23 protein-coding genes are annotated in these 22489 nt (G+C 71.6%); 14 read left to right on the top strand and 9 right to left on the bottom strand.

Annotation, left to right across the window (positions count from 1 at the left end; genetic code table 11):
• Positions 1 to 165: 165 nt before the first annotated feature.
• Entirely contained in the window at positions 166 to 1236 is a 1071-nt protein-coding gene (locus ARTHRO9V_RS08745) for a glycoside hydrolase family 6 protein (RefSeq protein WP_159826667.1), read from the top strand.
• 148 nt (positions 1237 to 1384) lie between these two features.
• On the opposite strand, the gene ARTHRO9V_RS08750 is transcribed toward ARTHRO9V_RS08745, so the two are convergent.
• Positions 1385 to 1822 (bottom strand): MerR family transcriptional regulator, encoded by a 438-nt coding sequence (locus ARTHRO9V_RS08750; protein ID WP_157485217.1) that lies wholly within the window; start codon positions 1820 to 1822, stop codon positions 1385 to 1387.
• A 98-nt stretch (positions 1823 to 1920) separates the two neighbouring features.
• Between ARTHRO9V_RS08750 and ARTHRO9V_RS08755 the strand changes: the two genes are divergently transcribed.
• On the top strand, positions 1921 to 3570 hold the full coding sequence (locus ARTHRO9V_RS08755; protein WP_159826668.1) for a SulP family inorganic anion transporter: 1650 nt from the start codon (positions 1921 to 1923) through the stop codon (positions 3568 to 3570).
• 141 nt (positions 3571 to 3711) lie between these two features.
• Here the strand turns inward: ARTHRO9V_RS08755 and ARTHRO9V_RS08760 are convergent, their stop codons facing one another.
• Positions 3712 to 4866, bottom strand: coding sequence for a C40 family peptidase (locus tag ARTHRO9V_RS08760; RefSeq protein WP_159826670.1), 1155 nt, complete (start codon positions 4864 to 4866; stop codon positions 3712 to 3714).
• A 116-nt stretch (positions 4867 to 4982) separates the two neighbouring features.
• A complete protein-coding gene (locus ARTHRO9V_RS08765) occupies positions 4983 to 5624 on the bottom strand; it encodes a DUF1992 domain-containing protein (RefSeq protein ID WP_159826672.1) in 642 nt (213 codons plus the stop codon).
• Between the two features lie 160 nt (positions 5625 to 5784).
• On the opposite strand from ARTHRO9V_RS08765, the gene ARTHRO9V_RS08770 reads away from it, so the two are divergent.
• A complete protein-coding gene (locus tag ARTHRO9V_RS08770) occupies positions 5785 to 6201 on the top strand; it encodes a hypothetical protein (RefSeq protein WP_159826674.1) in 417 nt (138 codons plus the stop codon).
• A gap of 126 nt (positions 6202 to 6327) precedes the next feature.
• Here ARTHRO9V_RS08770 and ARTHRO9V_RS08775 read toward each other — a convergent pair whose 3' ends face one another.
• Positions 6328 to 6819: a hypothetical protein gene (locus ARTHRO9V_RS08775; protein WP_159826676.1), complete on the bottom strand. Its 492-nt coding sequence runs from the start codon at positions 6817 to 6819 to the stop codon at positions 6328 to 6330.
• Positions 6820 to 7016: 197 nt separating this feature from the next.
• Complete coding sequence (locus ARTHRO9V_RS08780; RefSeq protein ID WP_159826678.1) at positions 7017 to 7892, bottom strand: Rieske 2Fe-2S domain-containing protein; 876 nt, start codon at positions 7890 to 7892, stop codon at positions 7017 to 7019.
• A 562-nt stretch (positions 7893 to 8454) separates the two neighbouring features.
• Between ARTHRO9V_RS08780 and ARTHRO9V_RS08785 the strand changes: the two genes are divergently transcribed.
• From ARTHRO9V_RS08785 to lnt, 7 genes are all read left to right on the top strand, one after another.
• Positions 8455 to 9384, top strand: coding sequence for a hypothetical protein (locus ARTHRO9V_RS08785; protein ID WP_056045089.1), 930 nt, complete (start codon positions 8455 to 8457; stop codon positions 9382 to 9384).
• 24 nt (positions 9385 to 9408) lie between these two features.
• Complete coding sequence (locus ARTHRO9V_RS08790; protein ID WP_159826680.1) at positions 9409 to 10431, top strand: YafY family protein; 1023 nt, start codon at positions 9409 to 9411, stop codon at positions 10429 to 10431.
• Positions 10424 to 11428: a YafY family protein gene (locus ARTHRO9V_RS08795; protein WP_159826682.1), complete on the top strand. Its 1005-nt coding sequence runs from the start codon at positions 10424 to 10426 to the stop codon at positions 11426 to 11428. Before ARTHRO9V_RS08790 ends, ARTHRO9V_RS08795 begins: the two co-directional genes overlap by 8 nt.
• Before the next feature lie 104 nt (positions 11429 to 11532).
• A complete protein-coding gene (gene tatA, locus ARTHRO9V_RS08800; protein WP_159826684.1) occupies positions 11533 to 11826 on the top strand; it encodes a twin-arginine translocase TatA/TatE family subunit in 294 nt (97 codons plus the stop codon).
• A gap of 78 nt (positions 11827 to 11904) precedes the next feature.
• A complete protein-coding gene (tatC, locus tag ARTHRO9V_RS08805) occupies positions 11905 to 12660 on the top strand; it encodes a twin-arginine translocase subunit TatC (protein WP_056047397.1) in 756 nt (251 codons plus the stop codon).
• Positions 12661 to 12664: 4 nt separating this feature from the next.
• Positions 12665 to 15160: an RNA helicase gene (locus ARTHRO9V_RS08810; protein ID WP_159826686.1), complete on the top strand. Its 2496-nt coding sequence runs from the start codon at positions 12665 to 12667 to the stop codon at positions 15158 to 15160.
• Positions 15161 to 15234: 74 nt separating this feature from the next.
• A complete protein-coding gene (gene lnt / locus ARTHRO9V_RS08815) occupies positions 15235 to 16863 on the top strand; it encodes an apolipoprotein N-acyltransferase (RefSeq protein ID WP_159826688.1) in 1629 nt (542 codons plus the stop codon).
• Between the two features lie 84 nt (positions 16864 to 16947).
• On the opposite strand, the gene ARTHRO9V_RS08820 is transcribed toward lnt, so the two are convergent.
• From ARTHRO9V_RS08820 to ARTHRO9V_RS08835, 4 genes are all read right to left on the bottom strand, one after another.
• A complete protein-coding gene (locus ARTHRO9V_RS08820; protein WP_043594952.1) occupies positions 16948 to 17313 on the bottom strand; it encodes an RNA polymerase-binding protein RbpA in 366 nt (121 codons plus the stop codon).
• Between the two features lie 116 nt (positions 17314 to 17429).
• Positions 17430 to 18218, bottom strand: a complete 789-nt coding sequence (locus ARTHRO9V_RS08825) for a glycerophosphodiester phosphodiesterase family protein (protein ID WP_236556983.1) — start codon at positions 18216 to 18218, stop codon at positions 17430 to 17432.
• Complete coding sequence (locus ARTHRO9V_RS08830) at positions 18218 to 19357, bottom strand: SPFH domain-containing protein (protein WP_082460214.1); 1140 nt, start codon at positions 19355 to 19357, stop codon at positions 18218 to 18220. Before ARTHRO9V_RS08830 ends, ARTHRO9V_RS08825 begins: the two co-directional genes overlap by 1 nt.
• A gap of 4 nt (positions 19358 to 19361) precedes the next feature.
• Positions 19362 to 19841, bottom strand: coding sequence for an NfeD family protein (locus tag ARTHRO9V_RS08835; RefSeq protein ID WP_123570043.1), 480 nt, complete (start codon positions 19839 to 19841; stop codon positions 19362 to 19364).
• A gap of 123 nt (positions 19842 to 19964) precedes the next feature.
• Here ARTHRO9V_RS08835 and ARTHRO9V_RS08840 point away from each other — a divergent pair, with 123 nt between their 5' ends.
• The 4 genes from ARTHRO9V_RS08840 (at position 19965) to folE (ending at position 22460) form a co-directional block, all read left to right on the top strand.
• Positions 19965 to 20732, top strand: a complete 768-nt coding sequence (locus ARTHRO9V_RS08840; RefSeq protein WP_056045077.1) for an SDR family oxidoreductase — start codon at positions 19965 to 19967, stop codon at positions 20730 to 20732.
• Between the two features lie 13 nt (positions 20733 to 20745).
• Positions 20746 to 21210 carry an NUDIX hydrolase gene (locus ARTHRO9V_RS08845; RefSeq protein ID WP_236556984.1) on the top strand — a complete coding sequence of 155 codons (465 nt, stop codon included), beginning with the start codon at positions 20746 to 20748 and terminating at the stop codon, positions 21208 to 21210.
• 149 nt (positions 21211 to 21359) lie between these two features.
• Positions 21360 to 21860, top strand: a complete 501-nt coding sequence (locus ARTHRO9V_RS08850; RefSeq protein WP_159826690.1) for a hypothetical protein — start codon at positions 21360 to 21362, stop codon at positions 21858 to 21860.
• 12 nt (positions 21861 to 21872) lie between these two features.
• The gene (folE, locus tag ARTHRO9V_RS08855) at positions 21873 to 22460 is read left to right on the top strand and encodes a GTP cyclohydrolase I (protein WP_159826692.1); all 588 of its coding nucleotides are present in this window, start codon (positions 21873 to 21875) and stop codon (positions 22458 to 22460) included.
• Positions 22461 to 22489 lie beyond the last annotated feature (29 nt).

Here is a 22489-nt window from a genome sequence, read left to right on the forward strand (position 1 = left end):
GCGCCGTCAGCGATGCCGACGCCTCGGCGACGCGGCGCCGACCCGGCGCCCGCGAGGTACGGCCGTGTCCCCCTTTCGGCCCCTGTGCGTCGGCCGGCATCCGTGGTCGACTGTCCCTTCCACCACCGTCGGGGCAGCTCCCCGGGTGCGCCGAGAGAGGCGCAGATGGCATCGTCCCGACCGGCCCGCACCACCCTCGGCCTGCTCGCCGCGGCCGCCGTCGTCCTGCTGACCGCGTGCTCGTCGGGCGACGCCACCCGTCCGACGCCGACGGGCGCGCCGGCCACCCCGACGCCGACCCCGACGTCGCAGGCGACCCGGGTGACGCCCGAGACGATCCGCTCGGCTCCGTCCGGCACGGTGTTCCACGGGGGCATCGCGCTCGAGCCGAACTCGCTGGCGATCCGGGCCGAGGCCACGCTGAGCGCCGACGGCGAGACGGACGCCGCGCGGGCCGCGGCCCTCATCGCGAAGCGCCCCGTGGCGATGTGGATCGGCGACGGCTACGACGACGCCCAGCTCGTGAAGGTGATCACCGACTACCTGGCCGCCGCCGAGGACCAGGGGGCGACGCCCGTGTTCGTCACCTACGCGATCCCCGACCGGGACTGCGGCAACTACTCGGCCGGCGGCTTGTCCGTCGAGCGCTACCCCGCCTGGAACGCGACCATCGCGGCCACCCTCGCCGGGCACCGGGCCGTCGTCATCGTCGAACCCGACTCGCTCGGCATCCTCAGCCGGTGTCCGCAGCTGGCCGACACGCGCCTCCCCCTGCTGAAGCAGGCCGTCGCCGACTTCGCGGCGGCCGGCGTGCCCGCCTACCTCGACGGCGGCAACTCGCACTGGGTGCCGCCCGAGGTGATGGCCGAGCGGCTCGAGGCGGCGGGCATCGAGCAGGCCCGCGGCTTCTTCACCAACGTCGCGGGCTTCTACCCCGTGGGCGACGAACAGCCCTACGCCGAGGAGGTCGCGGCGATGACGGGCGGCAGCCGCTACGTGATCGACGTGTCCCGCAACGGCCGCGGCTGGAAGGGGACGTGGTGCAACCCCGAGGACGTCGGCCTCGGCCAGGACCCCCGCGTGGTGTCCGACGACGGCCGCCTCGACGCCCTGCTCTGGGTCAAGACGCCGGGCATCAGCGACGGCACCTGCAACGACGGCCCCCCGGCCGGTGAGTGGTACCCGTCGTACGCCGAGATGCTCGTCGACCGCCGCCCCGAGTGGGCCCGCAGCTGACGCACGGTCGGCCGGCCCGCCCCGGGACCGCGCCACGAGATGAACACGCCGCCACATCATCGAGTGGCGGCGTGTTTACTTCGTGGCGGCTTGAGCCGAGCGACCGGGCCGGACCGGGCCGCGCCGGGCCGGGCCGGGCCGGCGGTTTCTAGCCCAGGCGGGCGCGCAGCAGCTCGAGGAACTCGTCCGCCATCGCGAGCTGACGCTCGAGCTTCGCGCGACGCTCGACGGTCTCGTCGATGAACGCCGCCAAGGAGGCGCGGGTCGCCTGACCGCGCCCGTCGCCCTCGGCGCCCGCCCCGCCGTCGTCGTCGACCGCGGCGGCCTCGTCACCCGCCCCGCCGTCGAGTGCGTCGACGACCCGCAGCAGTTCGGCCATCTCGTCGAGGCTGAACCCGAGCGGCTTCATGCGTCGGATCACCATGAGCCGCAGGTAGTCGTCGTGCGTGTAGAGCCGGAATCCGCCCTCGCTGCGGCCCGACGGCGTCAGCAGACCGACCTCGTCGTAGTGGCGGATCGTGCGCAGCGACATCTCGGTGCGCTCGGCCAGCTCGCCGATCTGCATCGTGGCGGTCTCGTCGGGCATGGGATCTCGTTTCATCTCTACCCTCACGTAAGGGTAGGGTTGCATCGTACGGCAGTGTCGCCGACTCCCCATTCTTCCGCACACCCCAGGAGTCCTCCGTGACCACTGCCCACGACTCCGACCGCGCGCGCCCTGAACCCGCCGCGCGGTCGGTCCTCCCCGTCCGCCCCACCGACACGGTGCTGTCCGTGTTGCGCAACCCGCGCCTCCTGACCCGCGAGGCCCTGGCCGGCGTCGTCACGACGCTCGCGCTCGTGCCCGAGGTCATCTCGTTCTCGGTGATCGCCGGGGTCGACCCGATGGTCAGCCTCGTCGCGTCGATCGTGCTCGCGCTCGTCATGTCGGTCCTCGGCGGCCGGCCGGCGATGGTGACCGCAGCCGCGGGCTCGGTCGCCCTCGTCATCGCGCCACTGGTCCGCGAGCACGGCACCGACTACGTGCTGCCCACGGTCGTGTTGGCCGGGCTCGTGCAGCTCGCGTTCGGGCTCGCCGGCCTCGCCCGGCTGATGCGCTTCATCCCCCGCTCGGTCATGATCGGCTTCGTCAACGCGCTCGGCGTGCTGATCTTCGTGGCGCAGGTGCCGCACATCATCGACCAGCCGTGGGTCGTCTACCCGCTGTTCGCCCTGACCATCGCGATCGTCGTGCTGCTGCCGAAGGTGACGAAGGCCGTACCCGCGCCGCTCGTCGCCATCGTCGTCGTGACGGTCATCGCCGTGGCCGCCCGCCTCGACGTGCACACCGTCGGCGACGAGGGCCCGATGGGCGGCGGCCTGCCCGGCCTGACCCCGTGGCTCGCCCCGTTCACCCTCGAGACGTTGCAGATCATCTGGCCGACCGCCCTCAGCGTCGCCTTCGTCGGCCTGATGGAGACCCTGCTGACCGCGAAGCTCGTCGACGACCTCACCGAGACCCCGTCGCACAAGGGCAAGGAGTCCTGGGCGCTCGGCGTCGCGAACATCGCGGCGGGCTTCTACGGCGGCATCGCTGGCTGCGCCATGATCGGCCAGACCGTCGTCAACGTGAAGATCGGACGGGCCCGCACGCGGGTGTCGACCATCGCAGCCGGGCTCTTCCTGCTGTTGCTGGTCACCGGGCTGAGCGCCGTGATGTCGACGATCCCGATGGTGGCGCTGGCCGCGGTCATGATGATCGTCGCGATCACCACCGTCGACTGGCACTCGCTGAAGCCGTCGACCCTCCGCCGCATGCCCGTGCCCGAGACACTGGTCATGGTGGTCACGGTGGCGGTGGTCGTCGCGACGAACAACCTCGCCCTCGGCGTCGCGGTCGGCGTGCTCCTCGCGATGGTGCTGTTCGCGCGCCGCGTGGCCCATGTGATCACGGTCGAGCGGCACGTGACGCCGGCCCCCGCGGGCGCCACCGACTCCTCCGACACCTCCGGCACCTTAGGCACCGCCAGCGACACCGTCGGGGTCACCCCGAGCGCAGGAGGCGCGGGTGCCGTCGTCGACGGACCCCCGGCCCCCGAGACGGTGCGGTACGACGTCGTCGGCCCGCTGTTCTTCGGCAGCAGCAACGACCTCGTCGAGCACTTCTCCTACGGAGACGACCCCGCGACGGTCACCGTCGACCTGTCCCGCGCCCAGGTGTGGGACGCGTCGAGCGTCGCCGCCCTCGACTCGGTCGACGAGAAGTTCCGCGCACACGGCGTGACGGCGACGTTCGTCGGGCTGGACGACCGTAGCGAGGCGTTCCACGGCCGTCTCACCGGCCGCCTCGGGTAGCGGGTCCGGAGCACCGCGCACGGGCACGCGGCACTGCGGCAGGGTGCCTGCCCTGGTGCGGGCGGACGGCGGAGCCGCGGAGGCGCGGGTCGTCAGATCAGGTCGTCAGAGCGGCAGACGCAGCCGAACCCGAGGGACGGCTCAGCCGTCGATGCGGACGAAGTGGTGCGCCTGGTTCCAGATCGGGCGGACGTCGACGAAGCCGCCGGGCTTCGGGGCGTCGAGGATCATGCCGTTGCCGGCGTAGATGCCGTCGTGGGCCAGGTTGTCGAACACGACGAGGTCGCCGGGGACCGCCTCGGACTCGGGGATGGTCCGGCCCTCGGTGTTCTGCGTCGGCACGTAGTGGGTCAACTCGATGCCGAACTGCGCGTAGACGAACGTGATGAGGCCCGAGCAGTCGAACTTCGAGGGGTCTTCGCCGCCGTGCACGTACGGCGTGCCGATGTACTGCAGCGCGACCGCGAGCACCTGGTCGCGGTCGAGTTCGGGGTAGAGCGGGTTCGCGAGGTAGTCGGCCGTGGTCGGCCCCTCGTAGGTCGTGTTCGCCGCGGCCTTGCGGTTCTGCAGGTTCTGCGTCACGACGTCGACCATCGACGTGGCCGAGTAGGCGTCGCGGGCGGTCTCGTCGGACTCGTCGGACAGCGAGGCGGTGTCGACCGACAGCGTCTGCGAACCGAGCGACGACCGCGCCGTCGCACCCGCGGCGACGGCCTGGGCCTCGTCGCCGGTGGTCGCGAGCAGGGGGAGGACGCCGCTGGCGGCGAAACCGACGATCGCGGTGACGATGGAGAGCTTCTTGACGGCGGTGCCGACGCTGCGCGCCGCACCGGGGCGGCCGGCGGCCGCACGGGTCGGCGAGGCGGGACGTGCGGCCACGACCGCGGCACGGCGAGCGCGGCGTGACAGACGGGCAGGCGCCGGGTGGCCGGTGGACGAGGAGGCGCGGGCCGCATCCTCGGGACGAGCGGCGGCGCTGGCCGTGGCGGACTCTTCGAGACCGAGCAGGGGGCCGGTTTGAACCGGCGCGTCGGCGCGTCGGGGTCGGACGCGCGGGGCGACCGAGGCCTCGGCGGCACCGACGAGGGCGGGGCACTCGACGAAGGACTCACGGTGCGAGGTGGGGAGGACGTCCCGTCGGGCACGGCGTTCGCGACGCTCGAGGGCGAGGCGGGCCGAACGCTCTCCGAGCGGACGGACGCCGGTCGGACCAGCCTGACGCTGACCAGCACTTTCGACGTGACCAGCCGTCGCGCCACCCTGATCCGGAGAGGTCGGGGAGGCGGGCTTCGTCACGCGTGCGGTCCTCTCGTCTGGGGGTGGTGCGAACACTCGACCCTAGCGCGCATCATCCTCGAGGTGTAGTTCTCGCCCGAAAAAGATCACGAACAGGTCACGAGGCCAGGCGGGCATCACTCGTCGGATGACGGCGGCCCACCCGGCCCGGACGACGAGCCCGGGTCGCCTCGGCGCCGCTTGAGCTCGCGTCGCAGGGCCCGCCGTTCGCGCCAGCTCGGGGGTGGTGGCGGCACGGCGGCGGCCTCGGCGGCACGGCGCGCCTGCCGCCTCTCGTGCCAGAGCAGGACCTCGCCGTCGACGTCCCGCGTGGGCGTCACCACCGGGGGTCCGCCGGACAACTGGCGCCTGGCCTCGACGATGCGCGCGTTGAAGTCCTCGAGGTGCGACCGCACGGCGGCCTCGGAACGCAGCCGGTCGAGCTCGGCGTGCAGACCCGTGCTCTCGGCGCGCAGCGACAGGGCCGGAGGGGCGAGCCCGGTGAGCCCCTCGCGCTCGATCAGACCGCGGAGCCACCAGTCGGGGTCGACCGTGCCGCCGGCCAGGCCGGGCAGCGGCTTGCCGGCGAGCGGCAGGTCGTCGAACTCGCCACGGGCGATCGCCTGGTCGATGGCGGTGCGGGCCCAGGCCCGCATCTCGGCGGCCGTGCGGGTGTCGCGGGGCGCGTCGTCGCTCGGCACGTCGCCGTCGACCCGGTAGCGGGCCGCGTCGACGCGGTGGTCGCGACCCTGCGGTCGTCGTTCGGGTTCTCGGTCCATGCGCCGCGCCTCCTGCGCTCGTCGTGGGGCGGCGGACGGTGCCCGACCGTCGCTCCTGGTCGTTCGTGCTCTTCGGGGTTCGTGGCGTCGAGGGTACGCCGCACCACCGACGGTGACCGGGCCTACCCTGGAGGCCCCGCCCGCCGATCGAGGAGGCCCGATGCGCGACGCCGCCCCACCCGCCCCCCGCACGATCTCGGCGGCGTACGCCCTGTGGATCGCCGTCGTCGCCCTGGGCGTCGTCGGTGCCGTCCTGCTGATGCTGTTCGGCGGGCCGGCCCGGGTGTCGACGTCCGGCGGGGCCCTGGCCGACCCGCGCGGGGCGGACATCGCCGGCGGCGTGTTCGCGATCGTGGTCGCCCTGGTGCAGCTCGCGGTCGTGCGGTCGATGCGCGACGGGCGCCGCTGGGCACGCACCGTGCTGCTCGTGCTGACGATCCTGCAGGTGCTGGGCGGCGTGAGCGGGGCGAGCGGCGGCGGGGTGCTCGAGTGGGCGTCCGTGATCTGCGCGCTGATCGCCTCCCTGCTGATGCTGCTGCCGCCGTCGACGGCGTTCTTCGAGCGGCACGACCGCTAGGCGCGTCGGCGCTCCACGACGCCCCGAGGAGGCGCGGGTCGTCCGGCGAGGACGCGCGGGTCGCCCGGCGAGGACGCGCCGCTCGTCAGCGGAGGCGCGGGTCGTCCGGTGAGGACGCGCCGCCCGTCAGACCGAGCGGCCCCGACCCCGGGCGCGCAGCACGTCGACGACGACCGCGCCGACCACCGCGCCGGCACCGATCAGGGCGAGCACGGTGCTCGACCGGACGAAGTCCGAGCGGCGACCGCGGGGCAGGCGACCGGCCGCGAGGTCGTGCAGCAGCTGGCCGGACGCGGCGAGGCAGGCGGACTCGGCCTCGGCGTCGTGCAGCGACCAGTCCGGCACCGACACGTCGCCGATCACGCTGACGTCGCCGTCGTCAGCGTCGAACCAGACGTCGATCGGCGCCCGCCGTGGGCCCGTGATCGTCAGCACGCGCGACTGCCAGCCAGCACGACGGATCGCACCACCTGGCACCTCGTCGCCGACCCACGAGTGGACGACCCGCAGGCGCCCGCTCTCCTCCGCGGCGGCCAGGTCGAGTGCCCGCTGCAGCCGGTCGACGAACGGCGGACGCTCGGGTTCGGGCAACGAGATGGTCGGCAGGCCTCGGTACATGCCGACAGTGTGCCCCGCCCGCCTGGACGCCGCCGCACCCCGCCGGCCCGCCAGCCCGCCAGCCCGCCAGCCCGCCAGCCCGCCACGAACTAAACATTCCGCCACGCAAAAAGGTGGCGGCTTGTTTACTTCGTGGCGTGATGTCCACTTCGTGGCGGCGAGGGCAGGGAGGCGCGGCGAGCGACGGACGGCTGGGCTCAGCCGGCGTTCGGCAGCCGCGCCTCCAGCGTGCCGTCGACGACGCGGGTCTCGAAGCGCGGCTGGGGCGAGGTCGCCGGCCCGTGGACGACTTCGCCCGTCGCGAGCGAGAAGACGCTGTCGTGCCACGGGCAGGTGACGCAGGCCTCGCCGCGTTCCGTGCCGACGCGGCCGTCGGCGAGGGACGCCGACAGGTGGCTGCAGGTGTCCGACAGCACCTCGACGCGGTCGCCGTGGCGATACGCCACCACGGGCTGGCCCGACACCTCGAGGGCGGTGAGTTCGCGGTCGGGCAGCTCGTCGACCCGGGCGATCTCGTGCCAGCCGGGCGCGACCAGGTGCGGGACGTCCTCGGCGTGGTTGGCGCCGACGGCCTGACGATAGGCGAGGTGTCCGCCGATGAAGCCGCCGGCCGAGACGGCACCGAGCCCCGCGAAGCCGAGCAGCTTGGCGCTGAGCGACCGTCCTCGCACGCGCTGCAGGTGCGAGGCCCCGTACAGGGCCGTCGCGACGAGGTTGGCCGCCGAGTGGACGAGGCCGACGCGCTTCTGCTGCTCGTGCGTCGCGGCCCAGTCGGCGAAGCCGGCGAGCGCGGACGGCGCCACGGCGAGCACGCCCACGCCGACGAGGGTCCGGGCGGCCCGGTCCTGGCCGGGCAGCAGGTCGAGCACGGCCGCGCTGATCCAGGCGCCGGTCGGCACGAGCACCATCACGGGGTGCAACGGGTGGCCGGCGGGGACGCCGTGCAGCACGTCGCGCAGGCTGCGCGGCGCGAGGACCCGGTCGACGACGCCGGCGACGCGGTCGACGAGCGGGTCCAGCCGCTCGGCGTTCTCGAGGGCGGTCAGGGTCCTGACGATTCCGAGTTCTCGCATGACGTGCCTCCAGTGCTGGTCCGGGCCGTGGATTCGTGTTGTCCCGAGCAAACACCCGTTGCACCCGACCCGCCGTCTCGCCCACCACCACCGCCGCAGCCCGCCGGCCCGCCAACCGTCGCTGCCAGCCCGCCACGAACTGAACACTCCGCCACGAGAAAAAGTGGCGGCATGTTCACTTCGTGGCGGCGAGAGCAGGGAGGTCTGGTGCAGCCCGCCAACCCGCCACCATGTGGTCACGGCGCCACGACCAGTCCTGGCGCTGTGGCCATCTCCTGGCGTGGAGGGCAGGAGGCGCGGTGTCGGCCGGGCGCGGCGAGCGCAGGAGGCGCGGCCAGCGCAGGAGGCGCGGCGCCGGCCGCCGACGGAGCCCGCCCCCGTCACACGCTTGGCACGGAGCCCCGCAGGCAGTTGACTGTGTCCACCCGCCCGCCTCGGGGACCGCCCGTCGTCCCGCCTCCGTCACCCGCGCCTCCTCGGGGTCGCCGGCGGCCTCGCCGGTCTCGCCCTGCTCGCCGGCTGTGCCAGCGNACCCCCGGTCGCCTCCACGAAATGAGTCCCCGTGCGCAAGATCCCCGCCCTCGTCGTGACGGTCGGCCTGCTCGCCTCGATGACGGCCTGCTCGAGCACGGCCGGCCCCGGCTCTGCCGGCTGCCCTCCCACGGGTGACGCCGCCTCGGTCGTCACCGCGACCGGCGACTTCGGCACGAAGCCCGACGTCGACGTGCCGACGCCGATCGTGACCAAGAAGACCGAGGTCTCGACGCTCATCGAGGGCGACGGTCAACGACTCGTCGACGGCACCCCGGTCGTCATCGACTACACCCTGTTCGACGGCAGCACGGGCCAGGAACTCGAGGACAGCGGCTACGACGGCTCGACGAACGTCCCGTTGACGGTGGGCGGGCAGACGCTCGCCCCGCTCGTCGACGCGTTGGAGTGCTCCACGGTGGGTTCGCGCGTCGCGGTCGCCGTCAAGGCCAGCGACCTCTCGGCATCGATCAACGGCGCCGCGTCGACCCCGAACGACGATCCCGACGCCGCCTACGTCGCCGTCGTCGACGTCAAGCGGGCGTTCCTCGCGAAGGCCGACGGGGCCCTCCAGCTCGGCGCGGACGGCCTGCCCGCGGTGGTCACCGCCCCCGACGGTGCACCCGGCATCACGATCCCCGCGGGTGACGCCCCCACCGACGAGGTCGTGCACCTCGTCCGCAAGGGGCACGGTCCGACGTTGACCGCCGACGACTCCGCTGTGGTGCAGTTCACGGCCGTCACCTGGAGCCAGCCGTCCACGGTCGCGGGGTCGACCTGGACCAACGGCGGTTCGGCGACGCCGGTCGACCTCGGCGACGAGCAGATCCCCGACGACATCCGGTCGGCCCTGGTGGGCCAGCAGGTCGGCTCGCAGGTCATGGTCGTGCTCCCCGCGACGTCCGACAGCGGTGGCTCCGCCTACGTGTACGTGTTCGACGTGCTCGGGGCGATCCGATGACCCGGCCCTGCTGAGCCGGTCGCCGTGCCCACTGCCCGCACCCCCCGCGTCCCCGTCGAAGAGCGACTGTTCAGCCTCGTGTTGGCCCTGCTCGCGACGGACTCCGGGTTGAGCAAGACCGAGATCCTGTCGACCGTCCAGGGGTACCGCCAGAGGTACTCGCGCTCGGGTGACAACGCCGCGCTCGAGCGGCAGTTCGAGCGGGACAAGGACGACATCCGCGAACTGGGCGTCCCCCTCGAGACGATCGACGATCCCGCGGCGGCAGGCAACAACCAGGCCCTCCGCTATCGCATCCCGCGGGGCGCGTACGAACTGCCCGAGGACATCTCGTTCTCGTCCGAGGAGACCGCCCTCCTCACCTTGGCGGCGATGGTGTGGCGCGAGGGGTCGCTCTCCCACGAGTCCCGACGGGCACTCCTCAAGTTGCGCTCGCTCGGCGGCGCGGCGAGCGTGCCCGAGCTCGAGTACGCCCCTCGGCTCCGTTCCCGCGACGCGGCCTTCGAGCCGCTGCGGACGGCGCTCGACCGGGGCGTCGTCGTCCGGTTCGACTACCTGAAGCCCGGTGACGAGTCCGCCCGCCGGCGCGAGGTCGCCCCGGCAGCCCTGGTCCAGCACCAGGGCCGGTGGCTGGTGTCGGCGGTCGAGGTCGGCACGGGGGCGCTCAAGACCTTCCTCCTGTCCCGTGTCGTCGGCCCCGTCCAGCTGACCACCACCCCGTACACGAGACCCGACGACGCCACGGCCGAGCGCGCGCTGGCCGACCTCGAGCAGGTCTGGCGCGATCGCACCGCGACCGTCCGCGTCGAGCCCTTGTCCGACGCCGAGACCCGACTCGGCAAGCGCCGTGGCACGACCCGTCTCGATCCCGACACGCTCCTCGTCCACTGGACCGACGACAACCTGCTCGCCGACGAGCTGGCCTCCTTCGGTCCCGAGGTCACCGTCGTCGAACCCGACGGACTCCGTGCCCTGGTGCGCACCCGCCTCGAGGCCGTGCTCGCCGCCCACACCACCGGCCCGGTCGACGGGGGTGCCCGTGGCTGAGCCCCGCGGTGCCCTCCACGCGGCCGACAAGCTCGCCTTCCTGCTGTCGCTCGTCCCGTGGCTCATGGACCACGAGCGAGTCAGCGTGGCCGAGGCGGCCGCGCACTTCGGCGTGAGCGTGAGCGAGATCCGGCGTGCGGTCGAGCTGATCGCCGTCTCGGGCGTCCCTGGCGAGACGACGCAGTACCAGCACGGCGACCTCTTCGACATCGCGTGGGACGACTTCGAGCAGAACGACGTCATCGTGCTGACCAACCTCGTCGCCATCGACGACTCGCCACGGTTCTCCGCTCGCGAAGCGGCCGCCCTCATCGCGGGCCTGCAGTACCTCTCGTCGCTGCCCGAGAACGCGGACCGCGCGGCCATCGCCACACTGATGAGCAAGCTGTCGCGTGGGGCGTCCAGCGAACCGAGCCAGGTGGCCGTCGACCAGTCCGAGACGAACGAGGTCCTGGGGCTCGTCGGCCGGGCGGTCGAGGCGGGCGTCCAACTCGAGTTCGACTATCGCGGCACCCGGGGGGTCGCGGAACGACGGCGGGTGGACCCGCTGCGGGTCGAGTCGGTCGACGCCGACTGGTACCTCAGGGCCTGGGACCACCTGCGCGAGGCGCCCCGGACGTTCCGACTCGACCGGATCGCCTCCCCGGCGCTCACCGCGACTCCGATCGCTCACCGGGCCGACGACGTCACCCTGCCCGAGACGCTGTTCGAGGGGTCTCCGGACGACCTGGTCGTGGTGCTCGACCTCGACGCCGCCGCGGCGCCGCTCCTCGCGGACTACGGTCCCGACGAACCCGAACCCCTCCCGCACGACCGCGTGCGCCTCCGGTTGCGCGTCAACCGACTCGGCACGCTCTGTCGGCTCGTGGCGGGACTCCCGGGTCACCCCGAGGTCGTCGGGCCCGAGTCGGCGCGCTCGGCCGTCGCCGACTGGGCGCGTCGGGCGATCGAGCGTTACGACGTCGACCCGTCCGTCGACCCGTCCGTCGCCCCCTGAACGTCCGGCTGCGGCACGCCCTGTGCATCGCCTGCGCCGTGCCTGCCGCGGACGAGCCCGCACGGTAGAGTGGACGTCACCCTGCCCCGCAAGGAGACCCCATCATGTTCGGAAACGCGCTCTCAGGCTGGCACCTGATCATCATCCTGGCGATCGTCCTGTTGCTCTTCGGTGCGCCGAAGCTGCCGGCCCTCGCGAAGAGCATCGCCCAGTCGATGCGCATCTTCAAGAACGAGGTCAACAGCGACAAGAAGGAGTCGGCCGTCGACGACGACCTCGACGACCGTCCCGTGCGTCGTCCGGACGACTCGTCCGCCCGGTACACCGACGGTCCGACCGCACGCCGCGTCGACGACTCGTACCCGTCGCCGAACCGCGACGTCCCGCCGAAGTCCTGACGCGTGGCCACGACGACGACTCGTGGCGACAGCACCCAGGGGAGGGGCACGGGCCGCAGCCGAGGCCGTGACGGCAAGATGTCCCTCGGGCAACACCTGCTCGAGTTGCGCAAGCGACTCTTCATCTCCGCCCTGGCCCTCATCCTGGCCGCTGTCGCCGGTTGGTTCCTCGCGCCCTTCGTCCTCGACGCCCTGAGGTCGCCGGTCGAGGCGATCGCGGCGGCACGCACGGGTGAGACCACCCTCAACTACTCGAACATCACGGGCGCCTTCGACCTGAAGCTCCAGATCGCGGTCACCGTCGGGGTCGTCATCTCCAGTCCCGTCTGGCTGTACCAGGTCTGGGCCTTCATCGTCCCCGCCCTCGTGCGCAAAGAGAAGCTCTACGCCGTCGGCTTCATCGGCACCGCCATCCCGCTCTTCCTGGGCGGCTGCCTGGCGGGGTGGTACGTGCTGCCCCACATCGTCGAGGTCATGACCGGCTTCGTCGACACCCAGGACGCGACGATCATCGAGTCGAAGGTCTACTACGACTTCGTCCTCAAGCTGGTGCTCGCCGTGGGCATCGCCTTCGTCATGCCGGTGTTCCTGGTGCTGTTGAACTTCGTGGGCGTCGTCTCGGCCGCCGCCATCGTCAAGGGCTGGCGGGTGGCCATCCTCGTCATCGTCCTGTTCACCGCGATCGCGACCCCGTCGGCCGACATCTTCTCGATGTTCCTCCTGGCCATCCCCATGATCGTGCTGTTCTTCCTCGCCGCCGGCGTCGCCTGGCTGCACGACCGCCGGGTCGCGAAGCGGGCGGCCGCGCTCGACGCCGAACTCGCGGCGGGGTGACCCGGTGAGCCCCGACCTCAGTCCCGCGGAACGCTTCGCCGCGGCGAAGACGCGAGACAAGACCCCCAAGCTCCAGGCCTTCCGGTCCCGTCTCGGCTTCGCGCTCGACCCGTTCCAGCTCGCCGCGTGCGCCGCCCTCGAAGCGGGCGACAGCGTCCTCGTCGCAGCACCGACCGGCGCCGGCAAGACCCTGGTGGCCGAGTACGCGATCCACCTCGCCATGCAGGACCCGCGGGCCAAGGTGTTCTACACCGCACCCATGAAGGCACTGAGCAACCAGAAGTTCCAAGAGCTCGTGGCCGAGTACGGAGCGTCCGAGGTCGGGCTGCTCACCGGTGACACGAACGTGAACTCCCGGGCGCGCATCGTCGTGATGACGACCGAGGTGCTCCGCAACATGATCTACGCCGGGTCCGAGATGCTGACCGACCTGCGGTACGTCGTCCTCGACGAGGTCCACTTCCTGGCCGACCGGTTCCGCGGCGCGGTCTGGGAAGAAGTCATCATCCACCTGCCGCTCGACGTGCGGCTCATCTCGTTGAGCGCCACGGTGTCGAACGCCGAAGAGTTCGGCGACTGGCTCCAGACGGTCCGGGGGAGCACCGAGGTCATCGTCTCCGAGGACCGTCCCGTGCCGCTCGACCAACACGTCCTGGTCGGGGGCAAGTTCCTCGACCTCTTCGACTCCTCGGGGCAGGCCGCGACGAACCGGGTCAACCCCGAGCTCCTGCGCGCGACCTCCCTCGGCCGACGCGGCGGGCGGAGCGGTGGTCGTCGAGACGGCCACTCCGCGGGTCGGACCGGCCCCCGGGGCCACGTCGTACCGCCGACGCAGGGTGGTCCCGGTCGCCTCGACCGCTGGAAGATCGTCGAGATGCTCGACGACCAGAACCTGCTTCCCGCCATCTTCTTCGTCTTCAGCCGGGTCGGCTGCGACCAGGCCGTGTCCCAGGTGCTGAGGTCGGGCATCCGTCTCACGACCGCCGACCAGCGTCGTGAGATCCGCGAGATCGTCGAGGCCCGTTGTCGCACCCTGCGCGACGAAGACCTCGCGGTCCTCGGCTACTGGCGGTGGCTCGACGGGCTCGAGCGAGGTGTGGCGGCTCACCACGCCGGCCTGTTGCCGGCCTTCAAGGAAGTCGTCGAAGAGCTCTTCCAGAAGAAGCTCGTCAAGGTCGTGTTCGCGACCGAGACGCTGGCGCTCGGCATCAACATGCCGGCCCGCACCGTCGTGCTCGAGAAGCTCGAGAAGTTCAACGGCGAGGCTCGGGTGCCCATCACGCCCGGCGAGTACACCCAGTTGACCGGTCGTGCCGGTCGCCGGGGCATCGACGTCGAGGGCCACTCGCTCATCCAGTGGCAGCAGGGTCTCGACCCGCAGGCCGTCGCCTCGTTGGCCTCGCGGCGCACCTACCCGATGAACAGCAGCTTCCGGCCGACGTACAACATGGCCGTCAACCTCATCGAGCAGTTCGGGCGATCCCGCACCCGCGAGGTGCTCGAGACGTCGTTCGCCCAGTTCCAGGCCGACCGCTCGGTCGTCGACCTGGCCCGCAAGGTGCGATCGCAGCAGCAGTCGCTCGACGGCTACGCCGCGTCGATGGCCTGCCATCTGGGCGACTTCGGCGAGTACACGATGCTGCGTCGCGAGGTCGGCGACCTCGAGAAGCAGGGGGCGGCCCGGGCCGACTCGCAGTCGCGGGCCGAGCGCGACAAGCGTCAGCGTCGCATCGGCGAACTGCGTCGGCAGGTGCGGACGCACCCCTGCCACGCCTGTCCGGAGCGCGAACAGCACGCCCGCTGGTCCGAGCGCTGGTTCAAGCTGAAGAAGCAGACCGACCAACTGTCGGCGCAGATCCGCAGTCGGACCGGCGCGGTCGCCAAGGTCTTCGACCGGGTCACCGACGTGCTGCTCGACCGCGGCTACCTCGTCCCCACGGGCACGAACGCAGGAGGGGCGGGTCGCGTCCCGCGGGACGCCGAGGTCACCGTCGCCCCGACCGGTCGCACGTTGCGGCGCATCTACGGCGATCGCGACCTGCTCGTGGCCGAGAGCCTGCGCCTCGGTGTGTGGAACATGCTCGACGTGCCGTCCATGGCGGCCATGGCGGCCACCCTCGTGTACGAGCCCCGTCGGGACGAAGGCCAGCTCTCCGAGCGATTCCTGCCTCGCGGCGAGTTCCGTGCCGCGCTCGACGCCACGCAGCTGCTCTGGGCGGAGCTCGACGACCTCGAGCACGAGCACCACCTTCCGGGCAGCCAGCCCCCGGCACCGGGTCTCGCCCTCGCGATGCACCGTTGGGCCCGAGGTGCCGCACTCGATTCTGTGCTCGACGACGCCGACCTCGCCGCCGGCGACTTCGTCCGCTGGACGAAGCAGACGATCGACCTGCTCGACCAGCTGTCGGTCGTGGGGGACCTGCCGGTCGGTCCGACGGCCCGGCAGGCGCTCGACGCCGTCCGTCGCGGCATCGTGGCCTACACCGCGGTCGGCCCCTGACCCTCCTCCCCGACGAGGCCGGACGTCCGCCGAGGACGACCGGCCTCCCAGACGCCGCCACCTAGAATCACGGGGTGTCTTCCCGAGCGACCGACGTCCGACTGCCCCTCTGGCTCGCCCTGATCGTCGCCCTCGGTGCCGGCGCCGTCCTCGACGGCGGCTTCCCGGACGGCGACGTCTGGCCGCTGACCTTCGTCGGCATCGGGTTCGTGCTGGTGGCCCTCCGGGGCCGATCGCTCGGCGGTTCCTTCCTGGTCGGCCTCGTGGCGGGCCTGTCCTTCTACCTGATCCACATCTCGTGGGCGACGCTCTTCCTCGGTGTCGTGCCCTGGGCCGCGTTGTCGACCCTCGAGGCGCTCTTCTTCGCCGCCGGGGCGATGCTCATCACCCTCGCGTACCGCTGGGTCCCGCTCATCTGGCCCGGCACCCTGGGCCGCACGGTCCTCCTGCCCGTCGTCGTCGGGGGGCTCTGGACGCTCCGTGAGTTCGTCGCCGGCAACTGGCCCTACGGCGGCTTCGCCTGGGGTCGCGTGGCCCTCAGCCAGTCCGAGAGCCCGTTCGCCGGTCTCGTCGCCTGGCTCGGCATCTCGGGGCTGTCGTTCCTCATGGTGGCGATCGTCGCCGCACTGATCCAGCTCGCCTTGCAGACGACCGTCCGGGGTTCGACCCGCGTGCTCGCCGCTGCCACGGTCGTGGTCGCCGCCCTCGCGGTGCCGCACTGGCCGACGCACTCCTCGGGCACCGCCACCATCGCCGCCGTCCAGGGCGACGGCGACGCCGGCTACTTCGCCGACCGGCAGTACGGCGACCTGACCAACGCCCAGGTGCTCGCGATGAGCGACCTGCAGGCCCAGCTCGCACGGCTGCCGGAGGACCAGCGCTCCCTCGACATGATCGTCTGGCCCGAGGGAGGCAGCGACCGTGATCCCACCCGCGACGCCACCGGCCAGTACGTCTTCGACGCGATCTCCCGTGGCTACGACGCCCCCCTCGTGTCGGGCGTCATCACCGAGAGCGACGACGGTGCGACCGTCCACAACTCGTCCCTGCTCTGGTCGGGCGGTGGCGTGACGGACCAGTACGACAAGAAGCACCCGGTCCCGTTCGGGGAGTACGTCCCCGATCGCGCCTTCTGGCGGCCCTTCGCTCCCGACCTGATCGACCTCATCGGGCGGGACTACACGCCGGGCACGCGGGACGAGGTCTTCGACCTCGGCGACTTCCGTGCCGGGATATCGATCTGCTTCGACATCGTCGACGACCAGCTCATCACCAACATGATGGACGAGGGCGCGCAGGTCATCATCGGCCAGACGAACAACGCCGACTTCGGGACCCGTCCCGGGCAGACCGACGAGAACGAGCAACAGCTCGCCATCGCGCGCCTGCGGGCGATCGAGACGGCACGTCCCCTCGTCAACGTCTCGACCGTCGCCTCGACGCGGGCCATCGACGCCTCGGGCAGGACGACCGCGAGCATCTCCGACTACGAGCCCGGAACGATGGTGGCTGTCGTCGACCTCGGTACCGGGACGACCCCCGCCGTCGTGGCGAGTCGGGCGATCGAACTCCTCGTGTCGTTCTTCGGTCTCGCGATGCTGCTGCTGTCGCGCCTCTTCATCGGGACCCGACGTTCCACTCGTCGACGCCGGCTCGACGAGGCACCCGATCCGGTCCTGCCGCGGTGGCGGGTCGTCGACTGACGGTCCGGCCCCGCCGAGACGAGAGAAGGCCCGACCACCGTGAGGTGGTCGGGCCTTCTCGTCGGATCGCTGCCGGACGGGTCGTCAGGCGCCGATCTTGTGCTGACCCTTTCGGGCCCTGAGGAAGTCGAGTCGTTCTTGGAGGAGCTCCTCGAGCTCGTCGCGGCTGCGTCGCTCGAGCAACATGTCCCAGTGGCTCCGGGGGACCTTCACGTCTCCGGCGTCGATCTCGACGGGCTTGCCGTCGGCCGAGAGCAGACGACCCTCTTGGCCGCTCTTGGGCGACTGCCAGATGTCCGGGATCTCGGCGTCCGCAGCGAACACCATGTCGAACGTCTGACCGTCGGTCGTCTGGTAGACGGCCTTCTTGCGGGGCGAGAACTCCACGCCCTCTTCGCTCTGCAGGCTCTGGCTGCCGAGCCTCATTCCGCGCAAACTGCGATCTGCCATTGTGTGGTCTCCTCTCGCGTTGCAATCACCCGTTGTAACCCGTTCTGGACCTCCGCCGTTCCGAGCCGTGCGATTTCACAGTCCCTTCACAGTGCCCGGGCAGTCTCGGGCCAGGGTCACACGTCGCGCCGACGCACCTCTTCGAGCGCCAGGTCGGCGCGATCGGTGACGATGCCGTGCACGCCCAGGTCGAGCAGCCTCACCATGTCGGCAGGCTCGTTGACGGTCCACACGTGCGTCTCGACACCCAGGGCCGCCCACTCGGCCACGCGCGCGGTCGTGACGATGCGGACCGGGCCCTTGCGCTCGGGGACCTGGACGGCCCGGCACCCGGCGAGGGCGCGCCGCACCAGCGACCGCCGGAGGCGGGGGAGCGGGACGAGGCCTGCGGCCACCGCCGCGACGATGCCCCGGGACGAGGCCGACGTCGCGACTCCCGGCAGCGCCCGGACCGCCCGCAGACGCCTCCGGTGGTCGAACGAGGTCACCAGGACGCGATCATTCGCCCGGACGCGGGCGATCGCTCGGACGGCCGGCGCGACGGCCTCGTCCGACTTGAGGTCGATGTTGAACCGGGTCTCGGGGAAGGCGTCGAGCGCCTCGTCGAGGGTGGGGATCTCGTGCTCACCGTCGAGCCGGACCATCTTGACCTCCGCGAGGTCGAGGTCGAGGAGGCGCTGCTCGCGTCCCGCGAGCCGCGTCAGGTCGGGATCGTGGCTGATCACCGCGATGCCGTCGCGCGTGGCGTGCACGTCGGTCTCGACGTACGTCGCCCCGGCCGACACGGCGAGGGCGAACGCCAGCATCGTGTTCTCCGGGGCGTCGACGGCCAGGCCGCGATGCGCCAACACCCGGGGGCCGGCGGGAGCGAACCAGCCGGCCGAGACCGGGGGAGCGGACGGCACTACGAGGTCGCCGGAGGAGTGGTCGGCCCGGTGTCCGACGCGCCCGCCCCGGGAGCCGGCCGATCGGCGCCGGCCGCACCCGCGCCTCCGGAACCGACCCCGGAGCCGGTCTCACCGGGCGTGGTGACGGTCGGGAAGCCGAGGTCCGGTTCGGCCTCGAGGTCGACGGTAGATGCGAGGTCGGGCGTGACGTCCATCTCGGAGACCTTGGGGGCCTCGGTCGGGGTCCACCCCGGGGCGTTCGGGTCGCGCGGGGCGAAGAAGCCCTGCCCGATGCCCTTCAGGGCCTCGGTCAACTCGCTCGGGATGATCCACATCGTGTTGGCCGAGCCGTCCGCGATCTTCGGCAGGGTCTGGAGGTACTGGTACGCGAGCAGCTTCGGGTCGGGGTCGCCGGCGTGGATGGCGTTGAAGACCGTCGCGATGGCCTCGGCTTCGCCCTGTGCCCGCAGCACCTGGGCCTTGGCGTCGCCCTCGGCCTTGAGGATCGACGACTGTCGCGACCCCTCGGCCTCGAGGATCTGGGACTGCTTGGTGCCCTCGGCGGTGAGGATGGCGGCGCGACGGTTGCGCTCGGCACGCATCTGCTGCTCCATGGAGTCCTGGATCGACAGGGGCGGATCGATGGCCTTCAGCTCGACGCGACCGACCCGGATGCCCCATTTGCCGGTGGCCTCGTCGAGCACGATGCGCAACTGGCCGTTGATGTTGTCGCGACTGGTGAGGGCCTGCTCGAGGTTCAACCCACCGACCACGTTGCGCAGCGTGGTCGTCGTGAGCTGTTCGACGGCCCCGAGGTAGTTGGCGATCTCGTAGGTGGCCGCCCGGGCGTCGGTCACCTGGAAGTACACGACCGTGTCGATCGAGACGACCAGGTTGTCCTCGGTGATGACGGGCTGCGGCGGGAACGAGACGACCTGCTCGCGCATGTCGATCAGCGGCCGCACGCGGTCGATGAACGGCACCAGCAGGTTGAGCCCGGGGGAGAGGGTCTTGTGGTACCGCCCCAGACGTTCGACCACGCCGGCACTCGCCTGCGGGATGATGCGGACCGAGCGGAAGAGGATGACGAGGACGAGCACGACGACGATCGCGACGACCACGATCGTGACGACGGTTCCGGCACTGATGGTGTCCATGGCTTCAGGACCTCTCTGCGGGGGCGACGAAGGCGGTCGACCCCTCGATGGCGGTCACGACGACCGGGGCCCCGGTGTCGAGTGCGAGGTCGGCGCCTGCCGACGTCGCGGGGGAGGACAGCACGCGGGCCGTCCAGGTCTCGCCGTTCGACAGCTTGACCTGGCCGGGGTCGGAGCCGATGGGCACGACGACCGTGCCGCGCAGCCCGAGCAGCGCCTCGACGTTGCTGGGGGTCGGATCGCCCCCGCGGCGGAGCGCCCGCAGCAACGGCGGCCGCACGGTGAACAGCAACAGGACCGCGAGGACGGCCGCGATGATCGCCTGCAGCCACCACGGGGCACCGAAGAGGCCGGCGAGCAGACCGCCGACGCTGCCGATGGCGAGCATGAGGAAGGTGAATTCGAGCGTCGTCACCTCGACGATGACGAACACCAGGATGAGCGCGATCCACGCGACCCATGCGTAATCGTTCAAGACGTCCACGTCGACCTTCTCTCGTTCCCCTGTTATGAAAACTATCACCCGCCCCTGACGATGACGAGGGGGATTGGTAGGGTCGAGTCCGGTCCACGGGCCGATCGATCCCCGCACAGTCTGGAGCACGCCTTGTCCAACCCCCTCGCCGCAGAGTCCCTCGCCGGAGCCCGAGTCCTGGTCACCGGATCGTCCCGGGGGATCGGTGCCGACACCGTGCGCTACTTCGCCGAGGCCGGAGCCAAGGTCGTCGTGAACTACCGCAACAAGGAGAAGCGCGCACTGCAGCTCGTCTCGACCATCGAGCAGGCGGGCGGCGAGGCGATCGCCATCGGGGCCGACCTCACCGACGAGGCCAGCCTGGCGGCGATGTTCGACACGGTGCGTGACGCCTGGGGCGGCCTCGACGTGCTCGTGATGAACGCCTCGGGCGGCATGGAGACGGGCATGGCCGAGGACTACGCGCTCAAGCTCAACCGCGACGCCCAGGTGGCGCTGTTGACCGCGGCCCTGCCGCTGCTCGCCCCGGGGTCGCGCGTCGTCTTCGTCACGAGCCACCAGGCGCACTTCATCCGCACGACCGAGACGATGCCCGAGTACCTCCCCGTCGCCCTCAGCAAGCGTGCCGGCGAGGACGCCCTGCGCGAGATGCTGCCGCAGCTCGAGACCGCGGGCGTCGAGTTCGTCGTGGTCTCGGGGGACATGATCGAGGGCACGATCACGGCGACCCTGCTCGAACGCTCGAACCCCGGTGCCATCTCGTCGCGGAAAGAGAGCGCGGGCAAGCTGTACAACGTCGCGGAGTTCGCAGCCGAGGTCGCGTCGGCCGCCGTCGACCCCGTCCCGGCCGACCACACCCGCCTGGTGGGCGACACCAGCGACTTCGCCCCGATCGTCTGAGACGGGCCCCTTCGTGACCGAGCGCATCGTCCGACCGACCTCGCGCCTCCTCGTCCTCGACGACGACGACCGCGTGCTGCTGATGAAGACGGTGGCGCCCGACACGAGTCGCTTCGCTCGCTGGATCACGCCGGGTGGCGGGGTCGACCCGGGCGAGACCCATGTCGAGGCGGCGATCCGCGAGTTGCACGAAGAGACCGGTCAGGTGGTCACCGAGATCGGTGACGTCGTGCGCGTGGACGACTTCGAGGTGTCGTGGGACGACGCCGACCACACGCACGGTCACGCCGAGTTCTACGTCGTCCGCCTTCCGCACTTCGAGGTCGTCGACGACGACTGGACCGACGACGAGCGCAGCGACATCGTCGAGTCGCGCTGGTTCACCCTCGAGGAGCTGGCGACCACCGACGAGCCGGTCGAACCCGGCGACCTGGCCGAGCTGCTGCGTCGGGTGCTGGCCGAGTCGTCCGGGGCATGAGGGCGGGGCGCCACCCGAGCCACCGTGCACCCCTTCCGGCGTCATCCGCGCGTGACTGATAATGCACATTATGTCAAGTAACATCGAGAGGGGCGACGGAAGCGCTCCCCGCTGACGCACGCCGCGCCTCCTCGGAGTTTCCTGGTCGCATGACGACCGACACGACCCCCACGCCGCCCGACGACGCGCATCGCCGACCCCAGGGGCTCGACGACGACACCGTCGCTGCCCTCGGTGAACTCTCCGCCGCGCTCGAGATCGTCGAGCAGGCCCGTGGATTCCTCTACGGATTCCACCGACTGACCGGCAAGGCCGACCTCGCCCTCGGCGATGCCGTGGAATCGCTTCGCCGAGCCGGGCACGACGAGATCGCCGACCTGCTGGACCGGGACCTCGTCGGTCGCAACGTCGTCGAGGGACGCTGGACCTACCAACTCGTCGAGGACTACGACGACGGCTACTACGCCGCCTTCCGCGACCATGAGAAGAACGTACGTGATTCCTTGGCGGACGGCAAGAAGCACCTCTTCGAGGCCGAGATGAAGGAGGCGCGGCGCAGCCACGGACGGCGCCACCACGAGGCGCTCCCCCGCGAGACCGCCGTCGACCTCGGGAGCAGCACGGACGGCGCGGTCGGCCCCTCCGCCTGAGAGGATGGTGCGATGACTCCTCCGCCGATCGACGGGCCCCGCATCGAGGCCGCCGTGCTCGAACTGCTCGCCGCGATCGGTGAGGACGTCGACCGGCCCGGGCTCGAGTCGACCCCCCGACGCGTGGCCGACGCCTACGCCGAGTTCTTCTCGGGGCTCACGGTCGACGCGGCCGAACTCGTCCGCCAGGCCACCGTCCCGGCCGAAGCGCACCAGCTGGGCGAGGTCGTGATCGTTCGCGACATCTCGTTCCGGTCGGTGTGCGAGCACCACCTGCTGCCCTTCGTCGGCGTCGCTCACGTGGCCTACGTCCCGGGCGAGACGATCGTCGGCTTGGGTGCGCTCCCCCGCGTGGTCGACGCGGTCGCCTCGCGCCCCCAGCTCCAGGAGCGGCTCGGCGAGGAGATCGCCGAGGCCGTGGAGACCGGCGCCTGCCCCGACGGCGTCCTCGTGGTGCTCGACGCCTCGCACGGATGCGTCACGACCCGGGGCCCCCGTCAGACGGGCAGCACGACGGTGACGCTCGCGAGCCGGGGCGTCCTGTCCACGCCGTCGGCGCGGGCCGAGGCGGTCGCCCTGATCGGCACCTCCCGTGGCTGAGGCGGCCGCTCCCTCCCCCGCGGCCGACC

It is taken from the genome of Frigoribacterium sp. 9N, from assembly GCF_902506305.1.
In the GTDB taxonomy this organism is placed as follows: Bacteria; Actinomycetota; Actinomycetes; order Actinomycetales; family Microbacteriaceae; genus Frigoribacterium.